13 protein-coding genes are annotated in these 13778 nt (G+C 61.5%); 6 read left to right on the forward strand and 7 right to left on the reverse strand.

The annotated features are described in order from the left end of the window. Positions 1-36 precede the first annotated feature (36 nt). The 3 genes from FQ320_RS03275 to FQ320_RS03285 all read left to right on the forward strand — a co-directional run bounded on the left by FQ320_RS03275 (position 37) and on the right by FQ320_RS03285 (position 2914). Positions 37-885: a fumarylacetoacetate hydrolase family protein gene (locus FQ320_RS03275; protein ID WP_148469994.1), complete on the forward strand. Its 849-nt coding sequence runs from the start codon at positions 37-39 to the stop codon at positions 883-885. Then, on the forward strand, positions 882-1835 hold the full coding sequence (locus tag FQ320_RS03280; protein WP_222861564.1) for a 2-hydroxyacid dehydrogenase: 954 nt from the start codon (positions 882-884) through the stop codon (positions 1833-1835). Before FQ320_RS03275 ends, FQ320_RS03280 begins: the two co-directional genes overlap by 4 nt. Positions 1836-2008: 173 nt before the next feature. Then, the gene (locus FQ320_RS03285; protein WP_148469995.1) at positions 2009-2914 is read left to right on the forward strand and encodes a LysR family transcriptional regulator; all 906 of its coding nucleotides are present in this window, start codon (positions 2009-2011) and stop codon (positions 2912-2914) included. Between the two features lie 12 nt (positions 2915-2926). On the opposite strand, the gene FQ320_RS03290 is transcribed toward FQ320_RS03285, so the two are convergent. Genes FQ320_RS03290 through FQ320_RS03305 form a run of 4 tightly spaced genes read right to left on the reverse strand, consistent with a single transcriptional unit; the run spans position 2927 to position 5879 of the window. Continuing rightward, the gene (locus tag FQ320_RS03290; protein ID WP_148469997.1) at positions 2927-3865 is read right to left on the reverse strand and encodes an OmpA family protein; all 939 of its coding nucleotides are present in this window, start codon (positions 3863-3865) and stop codon (positions 2927-2929) included. Beyond that, the gene (locus tag FQ320_RS03295; protein WP_148469999.1) at positions 3862-4431 is read right to left on the reverse strand and encodes a peroxidase-related enzyme; all 570 of its coding nucleotides are present in this window, start codon (positions 4429-4431) and stop codon (positions 3862-3864) included. The genes FQ320_RS03290 and FQ320_RS03295 overlap by 4 nt, the downstream gene beginning before the upstream one ends. Before the next feature lie 3 nt (positions 4432-4434). Next, positions 4435-5151 (reverse strand): N-acetyltransferase, encoded by a 717-nt coding sequence (locus FQ320_RS03300; protein WP_148470001.1) that lies wholly within the window; start codon positions 5149-5151, stop codon positions 4435-4437. Continuing rightward, positions 5148-5879, reverse strand: a complete 732-nt coding sequence (locus tag FQ320_RS03305; protein ID WP_148470003.1) for a molybdopterin-binding protein — start codon at positions 5877-5879, stop codon at positions 5148-5150. Before FQ320_RS03305 ends, FQ320_RS03300 begins: the two co-directional genes overlap by 4 nt. Before the next feature lie 189 nt (positions 5880-6068). Between FQ320_RS03305 and sfsA the strand changes: the two genes are divergently transcribed. Together sfsA and map are read left to right on the forward strand one after the other, a co-directional pair. Then, the gene (gene sfsA, locus FQ320_RS03310) at positions 6069-6791 is read left to right on the forward strand and encodes a DNA/RNA nuclease SfsA (protein ID WP_148470283.1); all 723 of its coding nucleotides are present in this window, start codon (positions 6069-6071) and stop codon (positions 6789-6791) included. Positions 6792-7072: 281 nt separating this feature from the next. Beyond that, entirely contained in the window at positions 7073-7900 is an 828-nt protein-coding gene (map, locus tag FQ320_RS03315; protein ID WP_148470005.1) for a type I methionyl aminopeptidase, read from the forward strand. Between the two features lie 64 nt (positions 7901-7964). Here the strand turns inward: map and FQ320_RS03320 are convergent, their stop codons facing one another. From FQ320_RS03320 to FQ320_RS03330, 3 genes are read right to left on the reverse strand one after another with little or no spacing between them, the layout of a single operon-like run. Continuing rightward, positions 7965-9098: a C45 family autoproteolytic acyltransferase/hydolase gene (locus FQ320_RS03320; RefSeq protein ID WP_148470007.1), complete on the reverse strand. Its 1134-nt coding sequence runs from the start codon at positions 9096-9098 to the stop codon at positions 7965-7967. A 1-nt stretch (position 9099) separates the two neighbouring features. After that, a complete protein-coding gene (locus FQ320_RS03325; RefSeq protein WP_148470008.1) occupies positions 9100-10233 on the reverse strand; it encodes a PHB depolymerase family esterase in 1134 nt (377 codons plus the stop codon). Positions 10234-10262: 29 nt separating this feature from the next. Continuing rightward, positions 10263-10679, reverse strand: coding sequence for a CopG family transcriptional regulator (locus FQ320_RS03330; protein ID WP_148470010.1), 417 nt, complete (start codon positions 10677-10679; stop codon positions 10263-10265). A gap of 233 nt (positions 10680-10912) precedes the next feature. On the opposite strand from FQ320_RS03330, the gene FQ320_RS03335 reads away from it, so the two are divergent. Next, positions 10913-13774: an error-prone DNA polymerase gene (locus FQ320_RS03335; RefSeq protein WP_148470013.1), complete on the forward strand. Its 2862-nt coding sequence runs from the start codon at positions 10913-10915 to the stop codon at positions 13772-13774. Positions 13775-13778 lie beyond the last annotated feature (4 nt).

Below are 13778 nucleotides of genomic sequence, written 5' to 3' on the forward strand. Positions count from 1 at the left end.
ACACCGGGCAGCGCGCCGAACAAAAGGGAGAAGACAATGAAACTTTGCCGCTTTGGAGAGCCGGGCCAGGAACGCCCCGGAATGATCGATCACAATGGCGATCTGCGTGACCTTTCAGAGGAAATCACCGATATTGCCAATGAGGCGCTTTCGGACAAATCGCTGGAAATTCTGGCCAAACTCGATCCCATGGCACTGCCAAAGGTCGAAGGCCATCCACGCTTTGGCCCCTGTGTCGGCGGGATCGGCAAATTTATCTGCATCGGTTTGAACTATTCCGACCATGCTGCGGAATCCGGCATGGCCGTGCCGAAACATCCCGTGGTCTTCATGAAGGCGACAAGCGCTGTCGTGGGACCGAACGATGACGTCTATATGCCGCGTGGATCGACCAGCACGGACTGGGAGGTCGAGCTGGGCGTCGTGATCGGCAAGAAGGCGAAATACGTCTCCGAAGCGGACGCGCTGGACTATGTTGCCGGGTATTGCGTGATCAACGACGTGTCCGAACGGCATTTCCAGAACAACCTGTCGGGCAACTGGACCAAGGGCAAATCCTGCGACACCTTCGGCCCCACAGGTCCCTGGCTGGTCACCCGCGATGAGCTGGGCGATCCGCAGAACCTGTCGATGTGGCTGGACGTGAACGGCGAGCGCCGCCAGACCGGCAACACCAACACGATGATCTTTACCGTGGCCGAGATCATCAGCCACCTGTCCGGGCTGATGACACTGCATCCAGGTGACGTGATCTCCACCGGCACACCTCCCGGCGTCGGCATGGGCATGAAGCCCGAGCCGGTCTATCTGAAAAAAGGCGACACAATAGCGCTTTCGATTCAGGGTCTGGGCGAGCAACATCAAGCGGTTAAAGAAGACGCATGAAACCTGGCTTGCTTCAAATCGGCAGTGTCACTCAGCGTATGATGGATCGGCTCAGCACCGAGTTCACCGTGCATCAACTGAGTGAAATCGCCGACCTGACGACATTTCTGGCTGAACAGGGGTCGTCAATCACCGCCGTTGCAACCAACGGTCATGATGGTCTGAAACCGCAGATGATGGCGGGTATGCCAAACCTTGGCGCCGTGGCGTGCAACGGTGTCGGATACGATGCCGTTGATACCGCCGCCTGTGTGGCGCGGGGGATCAAGGTGTCGCACACACCGAACGTGCTGAACGACGATGTGGCGAATACGGCGATCCTGCTGCTGTTGGCCACGTCACGCGAACTGGTGTTCAATGACGCCTATGTGCGCGCCGGACGCTGGGCAAAGGAAGGCAGCACGCCCCTGACCCGCAGCGTCGAGGGCAAGACCTTTGGCATCCTTGGCTTGGGGCGGATCGGCGAGCGGATCGCCGAAAAGCTGGCCATGTTCAACGGCACGGTCGTCTATCACTCGCGCAACAAGAAGGACGTTGCGTACCGGTATTACGACAGCCTGACCAAAATGGCGCAGGACGTCGATTATCTGATTGTCATCACCCCCGGCGGTGCTGCGACAGACAAACTGGTCAACCGCGAAGTGATCGAGGCCTTGGGCCCGCAAGGCACGCTGATCAACGTTGCGCGCGGCTCTGTGGTGGACGAGCCAGAGCTGGTTTCGGCCCTCACCGACGGGCGGTTGGGCTGGGCCGGGCTGGACGTGTTCGAGAAAGAACCGCAGGTACCTGCGGCGCTCTTTGGGCTGGATAACGTCACCCTTCTGCCGCATGTGGCCAGCGCCACGGTCGAGACCCGGCAGGCGATGGGCGATCTGGTCTGCGACAACCTGAGCCAGTTTCTGAAGGACGGGACAATCCTTACCCCGGTCCCGGAATGCGCCCACCTTTGACGGGCAAGCCATTGTGAACCACCGAAACCGCGCCGCACCCCGGCGCGGTTTTGCGTTTCCTCATCCTGCATGATGCGGCCGGAACCGTGATATTGTCGCTGCCGCACCGCAATCCTGCCCGAATGTCCTGCCATCCAAGATATTCATGGGGTCAAGGATTCGAGGACACGAAGATGGACAGACTGACCGAGATGGAGGCCTTTGCCACCGTAGTTGATCAGGGTGGCTTCACGGACGCTGCGAAAAAGATGGGAATTTCGAAATCTGCCGTTTCGAAACATGTCTCATCGCTTGAGGCGCGGCTTGGCGCGCGCCTGTTGAACCGCACGACCCGCCGGGTCAGCCCGACCGAGATCGGCCTTGCCTATTACGACCGCGCCCGCCGGGTGCTGAACGACGCGGGCGAGGCGGATTCGCTGGTCACCGCCATGCAATCGGCGCCTTCGGGGCTTTTGCGGATCAGTGTCGCCACCGATTTCGGGGTCAATCACCTGTCCCCTATTCTGGGCGACTTCCTGTCAGAGTTCCCGGACATCACCGTGAACATGGTGCTGAACAACCGCTATGTCGAACTGATTTCCGAAGGCTTCGACATCGCCGTGCGGATCGGTGAACTGGAAGACAGCAGCCTGCGTGCGCGCAAGCTGACCGATACGACAAAGCGTATGATCGCCAGCCCCGCCTATTTCAAGAAATATGGTCAGCCCCAGAAGATCGACGATCTGAACGAGCACAAGCTTTTGCATTACTCCAGCCAATCCAACGGCGCGGTGTGGAAACTGACCGCGCCCTCGGGCGAAAAGCGGCAGGTGCGGACCGCAGGCTGGCTTTCGGTGAATGACGGGCAAAGCCTGCTGAATGCGGCAATTTCCGGTCTGGGCATCGCTTATCTGCCCAGTTTTCTTTATTCTGACGCGCTGACACGCGGCGTGGTGCAAGAGGCGATTCCTGATTTGCCGATTGAAACCCAAGGCATCTATGCGGTCTATCCGCCGGGCCGTTTCACGCAGCCCAAGGTGCGCGCCTTCATCGATTTTCTGGTGCATGCCTTTGCCGACAAGGGCCCCGATACCTGGTGAGGCATCGCGGCGTCATTCGTTCAGGATGACCTCAACCCGCCGGTTTGCCAGCCGTCCGTCTTCGGAGTCGTTGCTGGCCCGGGGCGAGAGATGTCCGACACCTTCCGATGTCAGCCGGGCCGCCGAAACTCCGTGATCGCGGATCAGCGCCCGGCGCACGGAATCCGCGCGGCGGCGGGACAGGTTGATGTTGCCGGCAGGAGACCCTTCGGCATCGGTATGGCCAACCAGCGTAACGTTGCGACCGGGATGTTCGGTCAGAAAAGTTGCCAGCGCGCCCAGAGACGGCGCATCACTTCGCTCCAGATCGGCGCTGCCTGTGGCGAATTGCAGATCATCCAGCGGGGCGCGTCCGGTTTCCGACAGACCAGTCAGAAAAACGCCTTCCACTGGCAAGCCAACACCCGGCGTCAGCGCGAACCCGGCCGATTTGGTCGACGTCACTATCGGTTTGGGCGCCGCAGCGCCACCAACCTGTGTCAGTTGCACGAAACCCGCACCGGGCGAACGGCTCACCATCAGGGATACAGCCTCTCCGGTATCGCTTTCGGCCATGAGATAGTGAAAATCGCCCAGATCGACATGCATTTCAGGTTCGCCCAGCACATCGGCCTTGAACCGGAAGTCATAGCCGCCACAGACCACGTCACGACATTCAAATATCACATCGAAGCCTTCGTCCTGCAACTGCTGGCGCAGGGGGGCAGCGATCTGAATTGTTGTCAGCGGAATTTCGGGCAGACGCCATGCCTGTCGCATGACCTGACCTTCAATCGTGCGGGTGCGTACCGTGTCGCCATCGAAGGCCGCGACCGGCAGGTTGACACGCCCGCCCGGCGTCGCCCGCTCGACCGTTTTGGTCACCGGCCCGGGAAAGGCCAGTGTCAGCGCCGCGGCGGCGTTGGGGCCAAGTGCAAGAGCCAAGGCGAGGAGAGCGATGCGAACTGTCATCTATATGAAGCGTGATACCCGTCATTTGGTTTCATTTCGGTTGCCGTGGCAACGCGATTTGTCATGTTGAAGAACCCGACGACCGAGGCGATGTCCCAAATCTCTCGTTCGCTGAATCCCGCATTCCGCAGGGCAGCACGATCATTCTCCCCAACATTGTGGCAAAATTCGGTCAGCTTTGCGGCAAAGCCCAGCATGGCGGATTGTCGCGCATCCAGATCGGCAATCCGCCAGTTCATCACCAATTGTTCGCCCAGCAGCGGATTGCCCGACAATTGCCTTACCGCCGCGCCATGGGCCACAAGGCAATAATAACAGCGATTCACCGACGATACGACCACCGCAATCATCTCGCGTTCCAGCTTGCTCAGCCCTGAATCGGCCAACATCAGATCGTTATAAAGCGCGGTGAAAGTGTTCAGCTTGTCGATATCAAAGGCATGGGCGCGCAGTACATTAGGCACCATGCCCAGCTTTTCCTGACAGACGTCAAAGTACTTTTGCGTCGCCGGAGGCAGTGGATCGACCATGGGCAGGTTCAGGGCGGTGGGGGCGTCATCGGGCATTCGTCACTCCTTGATCCGGTAATGATATCGCGAAACCGTGGTCAGCCCCATCGATTCGTACAGGCTGTTCGCCGCCAGGTTGGATTCAGTCACTGCCAGCGCCATGGTCTGCGCCCCTCTTGCGGCGGCCCAATGGGCGGCGGCCAGCATCATGTTGCGTGCGGTGCCCAGCCGGCGAGCCGTATCGCGCACCTCGAAGGCATGCACCACGGCAGTGTCGCCCGACAGTGCGACAAACCCCACGCCCGCCGGTTTGTTTGCTGAACGGCCAAACAGCCCGGTTTTCGCGCCGGCCACACGCTCCATCACCGCGATACGGTCCGGGCCGATACCGCCTTCGGCCCAGATGTCGCGCATGATCTGCAACGGCTCCCAGACGGTAAAGGCCGATACAGGGGGCGGATGTTGGTGCAGCAGCACGGCAAGCGGGCAGGTGCGGATCAATGTCGGATCACTCAGTCGATACCCCCGCTCTGCCAGCAACGCGTCCAGAGGACCGGATGCGCCGCGCAGGGTGAACAGGCAGGGCTGGCCAAGTGCCGTCATTGCCTGCTCGGCGGCCGCAATATCTTCGGCGCTCGCGTCTTCGGATGCTTCGGCCGCTGTCACCCGCTTGCCGCCGTCCCGCCCCTCGCGAATCTTCCAGGGAGGCAGGGAGAACTGCCGCGCGGCGGGCCAGGTGGCATCCAGCGCGGCAAACAGCGGCGCGGGGTCACTCACACCGGGGTGCCCGGAAAAATCGCCACCAGCCGCGCCATTGCTTCGGTCACGCGTGCGCCGTCCTGCCCGCGGATCACGACATTCGCGCCATAAGCGCCGTCTCGCTGGAACGGATAGGAACCCATGGAGAGATCCGCAAATTCCGCCGCCAGTTCGCCCAGCGGCCCGGCAATATCGCCTTCGCCCCGGTCGATGCGCAGGCTCTGGCTCAGCACCGGTGCGCCGCCGGTCAATGTGGGCAGGACGGTTGCGACCATCGCCTGAAACACGGCCGGAACGCCCGCCATGACATGCACGTTGCCAATCGTAAAACCGGGCGCAACCGACACCGGATTTTCGATCAGGCTGGCGGAATCGGGGATGCGCGCCATGCGCAGCCGGGCGTCGTTCAGCTCGGTTCCCTGCCGCTTGTAATGCGCGCTCAGCAGCGCAACTGCATCGGCCCGCACATCGATGGTGTCACCGAACGCGGCGGCGATGCAATCGGCGGTAATGTCGTCATGGGTGGGGCCGATGCCGCCCGAGGTAAAGACGTGATCGAACCCGTCTTTAAGCGCGATCACTGCCGCAACGATGGCGTCATGGTCATCACTGACGATGCGCACTTCATTCAGGTCGATCCCCTGTTTTGTCAGTTCGCCCGCCAGAAAATGCATGTTCGCATCCCGGGTGCGCCCCGAAAGGATTTCGTCGCCGATGACCAGCATCGCGGCGGTTGGATTGGTCATGGCGAAGCCCTTTTTACTGCCTATCGCGCAGATTTAACCTGTGCGGAGAGGCGAGACCAGAGTGTTGGCCGCGATCATGTCGAATTCTGCGATCACTCTCGCGCAGACGCCCCCTGTCACGCGACAGATGCTGCCGCGATGGCAGCTCGCGCCCTGTCCGAGGCGGACGGGACATGGTATCGCCCGGCCATGCAATTCTATGCTCCTCTTGTGCCCGGTCGCCTGATCCGTCGCTGGAACCGTTTCCTGTGCGAAGCTGTGCTGGATACCGGCGAAATCGTGCGCGCTCACTGTCCGAATCCGGGTGCGATGCTGGGGTTGAAAGACCCCGGCCTGCGCGTCTGGCTGGAGCCGAACGACGACCCGAAGCGCAAGCTGCGGTATGGCTGGCGGTTGGTCGAATTTGACGATGGCCATTGGGCCGGGATCGACACCGCCGTCCCGAACCGCGTGGTTGGCGACGCTCTGCGCATCCGGGAGATTCCCGAACTGGCGGGGTATTCTGCGGTTCGCCCCGAAGTGAAATACGGCACCAACAGCCGTGTCGATTTCCTGTTGAGTGAACCGGGGCTGCCTGACGCCTATGTCGAGGTGAAGAATGTTCACCTGTTGCGCAGTGGCACATTGGCCGAATTTCCAGACTGTGTGACGGTGCGCGGCGCCAAACACCTGCGCGAACTGTCGGCCATGGTCGTCTCAGGGCACCGCGCGGTGATGCTGTATCTGGTGCAGCGCACGGATTGCACCGCCATGACCATGGCGGCCGATCTTGACCCCGGCTATGCCGCTGCCGCCGTTCAGGCGCGCAATGCCGGGGTTGAAATGCTGTGTTACGACACAGCGATAGACGTGCAAGGCGTGACGCTGCGCCATGCCCTGCCGGTTCAGGTCTCAACTGCCTATTCGGCATAGATCACTCCAAACGCCGAAACATCCCGACTTGAATCGCAGATGAAACCGTCAAGACTGACGGCCACGTCATAAGTTATGCGTCGCATGGGAAAACCTCTGCAAAAACAGTGAACTTACCGTCGGTCTGGCGGCGTGTTGAACTGTACAAAGGTTATTCGATCACCGGATCCACTCCTGCTGATACCATCCAAGATACCATTTCGACCAACAACCGGGCAACCCGGCATCTGGCCAAACGCGCCGTCCTGTCCTATTTAGCCATCAAGAAACAGGAGAGTTCCGTGGATGAAACCAATCGTGGCCGTCTGACCAAGGACGGTATCCGTATCTATGAAACCGGCGATTTCGCCGGCATGCACACCGCCGGTGCGCTGGCCGCCCGTATTCTGGACGACATCACACCGCAGATCGTGCCCGGTCAGACCACCGCCGAGCTGGATCGCCTGATCACCGAATGGGTGAGCGCGGCAGGTGCCGTGTCGGCGACGATCGGATACAAGGGATACCGCCACGCCTCATGTATCAGCGTCAATCATGTGGTCTGCCACGGCATTCCGGGTGACAAGGTGCTGAAGGACGGTGATATCCTGAACATTGACGTCACCGTGATTGTCGATGGCTGGTTTGGCGACACCTCGCGGATGTATGTGGCCGGAAAACCCTCGCGCAAAGCCGAGCGTTTGATGCAAGTCACCCATGACGCGCTGATGCTGGGGATCGAGGCGGTGAAGCCGGGCAATACCTTTGGTGATATCGGCCACGCGATTCAGGCCTATGCCGAAGGGCAGCGGATGTCGGTGGTACGCGATTTCTGCGGTCACGGGCTTGGCCGGGTGTTTCATGCGCCGCCCAACGTGTTGCACTATGGCAGGCCGGGTACGGGGGCGGTGCTTGAGGAAGGCATGTTGTTTACCATTGAGCCGATGATCAACCTCGGACGTCCGGAAACCAAGGTCCTGGCCGACGACTGGACAGCCGTGACGCGCGACAAGTCGCTGTCGGCGCAGTTTGAACATTCGGTCGGTGTGACGGCGGATGGGTTCGAGATTTTCACCCTGTCGCCGGGTGACATGTTTTATCCGAAAAGCAAGGATGCGCACAACGCGTGACAGGATGCGGGAAGGGGGCACGGTTTGCGCCCCTTTCCAACTATACATTCCGTTGCGCCCGGTTTCATGCCGCCCGCGTTTTCCCGGGCAGATAACTGGCGATGTCGCGACCACAGCCATTGGCATAATCCCTTGCGACCGCTTTCCAGTCTATGGTCGCGGCAAGCGACCAGTCGGGGCCAGTGTGATCCGCACCGAGATACTTCACCGCAACGGGGTGTGCGTCTTTGTGGGCATAATCCACCCGGCGCTGACCTTCGACAAAGGCATCCAGCGCCTGATCCCATCTTTCGTCACAGATCGTCAGGCCCAATGACCGGGCCTTGGGATCATATTCAGCGGTGAACAGGGTGCCGAAGCCTTCGGAATATCGATCCTGAATCAATGGCCGTGCAAGAAACTGGCGGTGCAGATTGCGCGGGCTGGTCCGCATGCCGCTCAGATGGGCGTGGCGTTCGAAACTGCGGGTGAAGGCGGGCCGGTCGGCGCGCTCGGGGCCGCTTTGATGGTTCGTCGCGATGGCTTTTGGCATCCGCCGTGCACCGCCGCCCGGCAACATCTCGATCCCTGCGGTGGCGCCTGATGCGTCGGCAAGAACGAGATTATACGCCATATGCGACGGCACGCGGTCCAGAACGGTGACCGCCTGATCGACGCTGGTGCAGGTTTCCAGCACATAGCGCAGGATCGTGGTGATGCCGAACCCTTCGCTGGTTTCTGAACGCCCGCCATAGGCAAGCGCGATGCTGAGCCCCGCATCGTTGATTCCGTCGGACAGGCCCCACAGAAATTCCACCATTCCCATCACCGCGCGGCCTGACCATTCGCTGCGCAGCAACAGACCCTCGTTCAATTCTGGCGACAGGTCATAATTGCGCACAAGGCGCACGTCGTTTCCCTGCGCAAGAGCGGCCAGAGAACACCCGCCCAGATAGGTCGGCGGGCACCATGTTGACAGAAAACGCGCCGCCCGGTCCGATCCGCCCGCGATTGCGACCAGCCGGTCATAGACCCCGACCAGTTCAGGCATGTGGCGCTGCAGGGCCGCCCGGCAATCTTTGCGGGAGGGTCCATGGTCGCCGCCACGACCGACGAACCATGCCTCATAGGCGGGCCAGGACCGCTGCCAGCGCGCCGCCCATTTCGGCCCGGGGGCGGGTTCGTTTACGGCATCGAAGGTCAGCTCCAAACTGCCCATCTCAGACATTCCTGTCTGTTGTTTCAAAGAAAAACCGGATCATTTCGGCGCTGGCATCGGGGCCCTTGGCATCGGTGTAAGACCCCTGAGGACGTCCGCCCGACCATGCGTGGCCCAACCCGTCAATGATCCAGTGTTCAACGGCGGTTGCGCCATCGGGCGTCGATGTGATCTTGCGGGCAAAGCTGCGCCCCGAGGCGGTGCCGCTTTCTTCGGTGTGGATCGTCTGGGCCGCGCTGCGATCTGTGGCGTTTCGCGCAATCCTGTCACCGTTGGCGGGATGCACAGTTGCATCGGCTGTGCCGTGAAAGACGATTGTGGGTGTCGGCTTTCCATCGGTCGTATTGGCGGAAGTGTCCGACCCGTTGCCCGCCATGGCTGCAAAGGCCGAGGGCACGTCCTTGGCGGCGCCGAAGGGCAGGCCGGAGTGGGCGCCGACGGCGGCGAATACATCCGGATAGGTCTGCCCAAGGATCACCGCCATGGCCGCACCGGCGGACAGGCCGGCAACAAAGGTTCGGTCTGCGGCGACTTCATGTTCGATCATCGCCTTGCGGGTCATCTCGGCCAGAATTGCCGGTTCGCCCCTATCACGCCGCTGATCGCCCCGGCTGAACCAGTTCCAGCAGGATTGCGCATTGTCGCCGCGTGTTTGCTGCGGATAGATCACCACGAAACCATGTTGTTCCGCCAAGGCGTTCATCCCGGTTCCGGCTGCAAAATCGCCGGGGTTCTGGGTGCAGCCGTGCAGCATGACGACGATGCCGGTGACGCCCTGTGATGCGGTCGAGGGGACATAGGTGAGGTTGGCCCGGCTGCCTGCCGCGCAAGTGAACTGCGATTGCTGGAATGTCGCGCCGTCGGGGATGTCGGCGTCTTGTGTGCCCATACCGAACGTGCCCGTCCCTGATGTTGCGGTGCCTGATGTGCCGGTGCCAAGAGGCAGTTGAAAGCGGGCCAGCATATCCTGCATGTCGGGCAGTCCGGACGCAAAATCGCCTGCCGGTTTGTCACCGCCGGGCATCAACCCATGCTGTGCAAGGGTCCGTTGGACCAGTTCGTTGGCAGCATTGATGCGCGCGGTGCGTGCGTCATCCTTCGCGGGGCGCTTTGCACCTGCGTTGAAGTTAATCATTGTTTCGTCCTTTTCGGTGCGCGCGCGTCTTACTGAATGCGGTCAGCAAGCGCCTTTTTGATTTCCGGACTGGCCTGCAAGGCTCCCAACACGGTGATCGAGCCAATGGTTGCAAGCGCGAGGTCCGACGTAACGTCAGAGGCGATCCGCGCCAGCCCGACGACCTTTACATGCAGCATCTCGCCAGCGTCCTTGATGGACTCGAGATCGGCGACAGAGTAATCGCGCAGGCCCAGTTCCATGGTGTGCCGTTCGATTGACTTGCTGACCGCCTCGACATGGCTGCCAATCTGGTTGCGGATCGCGGTGCGGATGAAATCACTGCGGTTGGAATAGAATCCCTCCTGCACCAGCAGATCGATTCGCCCCAGATCGACATATCCAAGGTTGATCGTGATTTTTTCACTGTCCGGCATCTTGTCGCGAATGTTTCTGATGTTGCTCATCTGCATTTCTCCATCTGTGTGGATGGTATATGGATGGTTATTGGTCGTGCGCAAGGCCCAATCGACATTTTCAGGACTCCAAATCAGAACAAAACGTGAATATACTGATCCTGCAACAATCGGTGGGCAGTCATGCGGCGTGGTGAACTACGAAAACTTTCTGAACCGTCGGCAAGGATGCCCCGCCGTGGGGTGATCTTCCTGTCCTGCTGTTCGATCCTGCCGGGGGGAGCATGAGGGGTTTTGCCGAATTGTCGGCCATGTCGAACTTTACCTTTCTGACCGGCGGGTCCCACCCCGAGGAATATGTCGAACGTGCCGCCCTGCTGGGCCTGCCCGCCATCGCCATCGCAGACGAGAATACCGTGGCCGGAATCGTGCGGGGCCATACCCGCCTGCGCGAGATTGCCCGGCAGGTGGCGCTGCGCCGCAGTTGTGATCCGATCGGTCCGCCGTGCCCGGATCACCTGCCGCGTCCGCCCGGGGTGGATGTGCTTTGCGTGCCCCGGCTGCTTCCGGCGGCGCGCATCGTGCTGGAGTGCGGGTTTACCGTGACGATGATCCCGCGTGACCGTATCGCATGGGGGCGGATGTGCCGGTTGCTGACCCTTGGCCGGTTGCGGGCAAACAAGGGGCGTTGTCTGCTGCATATGGACGATCTGATCGCCCAGGGTGAAGGGTCGGAACTGCTGGTGCATCCCACCGGCGATACAAGCGCCTTGCGGCGGCTGATCCGGCGGTACGGCGCGGCGGTGTCGCTGCTGATGGCGCCCGGATACGACGGGCAGGACGCCACCCGGTTCGCCGCACTGACCCGGCAGGCGCGCGATCTGGGGGCAGGGCTGATGGCAAGTGCCTTGCCACGGATGCATCACGGTGCGCGGCGGCGGCTGACCGATGTGCTGACCGCGATCCGCATCGGGGTGCGGGTCGACAGGTTGGGCCGGGCGGCCATGGCCAATGCCGAGCAGCGTTTGCGCGGACCGCAGGAAATGGCGCGGCTGTTCGCGGATCACCCCGAGGTACTGGCTCGCAGCATCGATATCGCCAACCGCTGCACCTTTTCACTGGATGAGTTGCGCTATGAGTATCCATCCGAACTGACCGGCAAAGAAACCGCGGCGCAGCGGCTGGCGCGATTGGCCCATGTGGGGCTGAACTGGCGATACCCGGGCGGCGCGACCGACAAGGTGCGCGGGATGCTGGCCCATGAACTGACCCTGATCGCCAAGTTGAAATACGAACCCTATTTCCTGACCGTGCATGACATCGTTGCCTTTGCCCGGTCGCGCGGCATCCTGTGTCAGGGGCGCGGATCGGCGGCCAATTCGGTGGTGTGCTATGCGCTGGGCGTAACCTCGGTCAGCCCGGAAATCGGCACGATGGTGTTCGAACGCTTTGTGTCCGAGGCGCGGGATGAACCGCCTGATATCGACGTGGATTTCGAACATGAACGCCGCGAGGAAGTGATTCAGCACATCTATGAACGCTATGGTCGCCACCGTGCCGGACTCTGCGCCACCGTGATCCACTATCGCGGCAAACGCGCGGTCCGCGAGGTGGGGCGGGCCATGGGCCTGTCCGAAGATACGCTGGGCGCGCTGTCGTCACAGCTCTGGGGGTTCTTTTCAACCAGCGGGGTTGAGGATAAGCGGATGCGCGAAATCGGGCTGGACCCCTCTGATCCGCGCCTTGCCCGGACGATGCAGCTGATCGAAGAGATCATTGGCTTCCCCCGCCATCTGTCCCAGCATGTGGGCGGGTTCATCATCACCGAAGGGCGGCTGGACGAGTTGGTGCCGGTGGAAAACGCCTCGATGGAGGATCGCACCGTCATCTGCTGGGACAAGGACGACATCGATTCGCTGGGGATACTCAAGGTCGATGTGCTGGCGCTGGGCATGCTGACCTGTATTCGCAAGGCGTTCACCCTGTTGGAAATGCATCACCGGCTGGATTACGATCTGGCCACCCTGCCGGCCGAGGATCCGGCGGTTTACGACATGTTGTGCCGGGCGGATTCGCTGGGGGTGTTTCAGGTGGAATCCCGCGCGCAGATGAATTTCCTGCCGCGGATGAAGCCGCGCACATTTTACGATCTGGTGATCGAGGTGGCGATCATCCGGCCCGGGCCGATTCAGGGCGATATGCTGCATCCCTATCTGCGACGGCGCAACGGCGAAGAGGCGGTGACCTTTCCATCCGACGAGCTGGGCGCGGTGCTGGGCAAGACTCTGGGCGTGCCGCTGTTTCAGGAGCAGGCGATGCAGATCGCCATCGTCGGCGCCGGATTCACACCGGAACAGGCCGACCGGTTGCGCCGCTCGCTTGCGACGTTCAAAAAACACGGCAACGTCTCCGAATTCCGCGGGCTGTTCCTGCGCGGCATGGCGGCCAAAGGGTATGAGGCCGATTTTTCCGAACGCTGTTTCAACCAGATCGAGGGCTTCGGCAGCTATGGCTTTCCCGAATCCCACGCGGCCAGTTTCGCGTTTCTGGTCTATGCTTCGGCCTGGATCAAATGCCATCATCCGGGCATCTTTGCCTGTGCGCTGCTGAATTCACAGCCCATGGGGTTCTATGCCCCTTCGCAGATCCTGCGCGATGCCCGCGACCATGGGGTGATGGTGCTGCCGGTCTGCATCAACGCCAGTTTTCGGGAAAATGTGATGGAGACCGACGGCAAGGGCGGGCTGGCGCTGCGGCTGGGGTTCCGGCAGATCAAGGCGCTGCGGGCGGACGAATCGACCTGGATCGCCGCCGCCCGGGGCAACGGGTATCACAGCGTCCATGACGTCTGGCGCAAGGCCGGGATCACGCCCCCGGTGCTGCGGGTGCTGGCCGAGGCGGATGTGTTCGCCACCCTGGGCCTGTCCCGCCGCGAGGCAATCTGGGAGGCGAAAGGCATCGGCGGTGCCGCCCCCCTGCCGCTGTTCGCCGGTGACATGGACGGCGAGGGGATCGTAGAGCCTGCAGCACATCTGCCGCAGATGGCCGAAAGCGAAGAGGTGGTCGAGGATTTCGTGTCGATGCGCCTGACTCTGCGGGCGCATCCAATCAGTTTCCTGCGGCCCCGTCTGACACCGGCGGCATGATCGT

The organism is Oceaniovalibus sp. ACAM 378, assembly GCF_008085915.1.
GTDB lineage: Bacteria > Pseudomonadota > Alphaproteobacteria > Rhodobacterales > Rhodobacteraceae > Oceaniglobus.

Bases quoted from the DNA above. Each gene is read 5' to 3' on its own strand.
- FQ320_RS03320 (WP_148470007.1), bottom strand. From the start codon at position 9,098: ATGGGCAGTTTGGAGCTGACCTTCGATGCCGTAAACGAACCCGCCCCC.
- FQ320_RS03330 (WP_148470010.1), bottom strand. From the start codon at position 10,679: ATGAGCAACATCAGAAACATTCGCGACAAGATGCCGGACAGTGAAAAA.
- FQ320_RS03285 (WP_148469995.1), top strand. From the start codon at position 2,009: ATGGACAGACTGACCGAGATGGAGGCCTTTGCCACCGTAGTTGATCAG.
- sfsA (WP_148470283.1), top strand. From the start codon at position 6,069: ATGCAATTCTATGCTCCTCTTGTGCCCGGTCGCCTGATCCGTCGCTGG.
- FQ320_RS03305 (WP_148470003.1), bottom strand. From the start codon at position 5,879: ATGACCAATCCAACCGCCGCGATGCTGGTCATCGGCGACGAAATCCTT.
- FQ320_RS03290 (WP_148469997.1), bottom strand. From the start codon at position 3,865: ATGACAGTTCGCATCGCTCTCCTCGCCTTGGCTCTTGCACTTGGCCCC.
- FQ320_RS03280 (WP_222861564.1), top strand. From the start codon at position 882: ATGAAACCTGGCTTGCTTCAAATCGGCAGTGTCACTCAGCGTATGATG.
- FQ320_RS03325 (WP_148470008.1), bottom strand. From the start codon at position 10,233: ATGATTAACTTCAACGCAGGTGCAAAGCGCCCCGCGAAGGATGACGCA.
- FQ320_RS03275 (WP_148469994.1), top strand. From the start codon at position 37: ATGAAACTTTGCCGCTTTGGAGAGCCGGGCCAGGAACGCCCCGGAATG.
- FQ320_RS03295 (WP_148469999.1), bottom strand. From the start codon at position 4,431: ATGCCCGATGACGCCCCCACCGCCCTGAACCTGCCCATGGTCGATCCA.
- FQ320_RS03335 (WP_148470013.1), top strand. From the start codon at position 10,913: ATGAGGGGTTTTGCCGAATTGTCGGCCATGTCGAACTTTACCTTTCTG.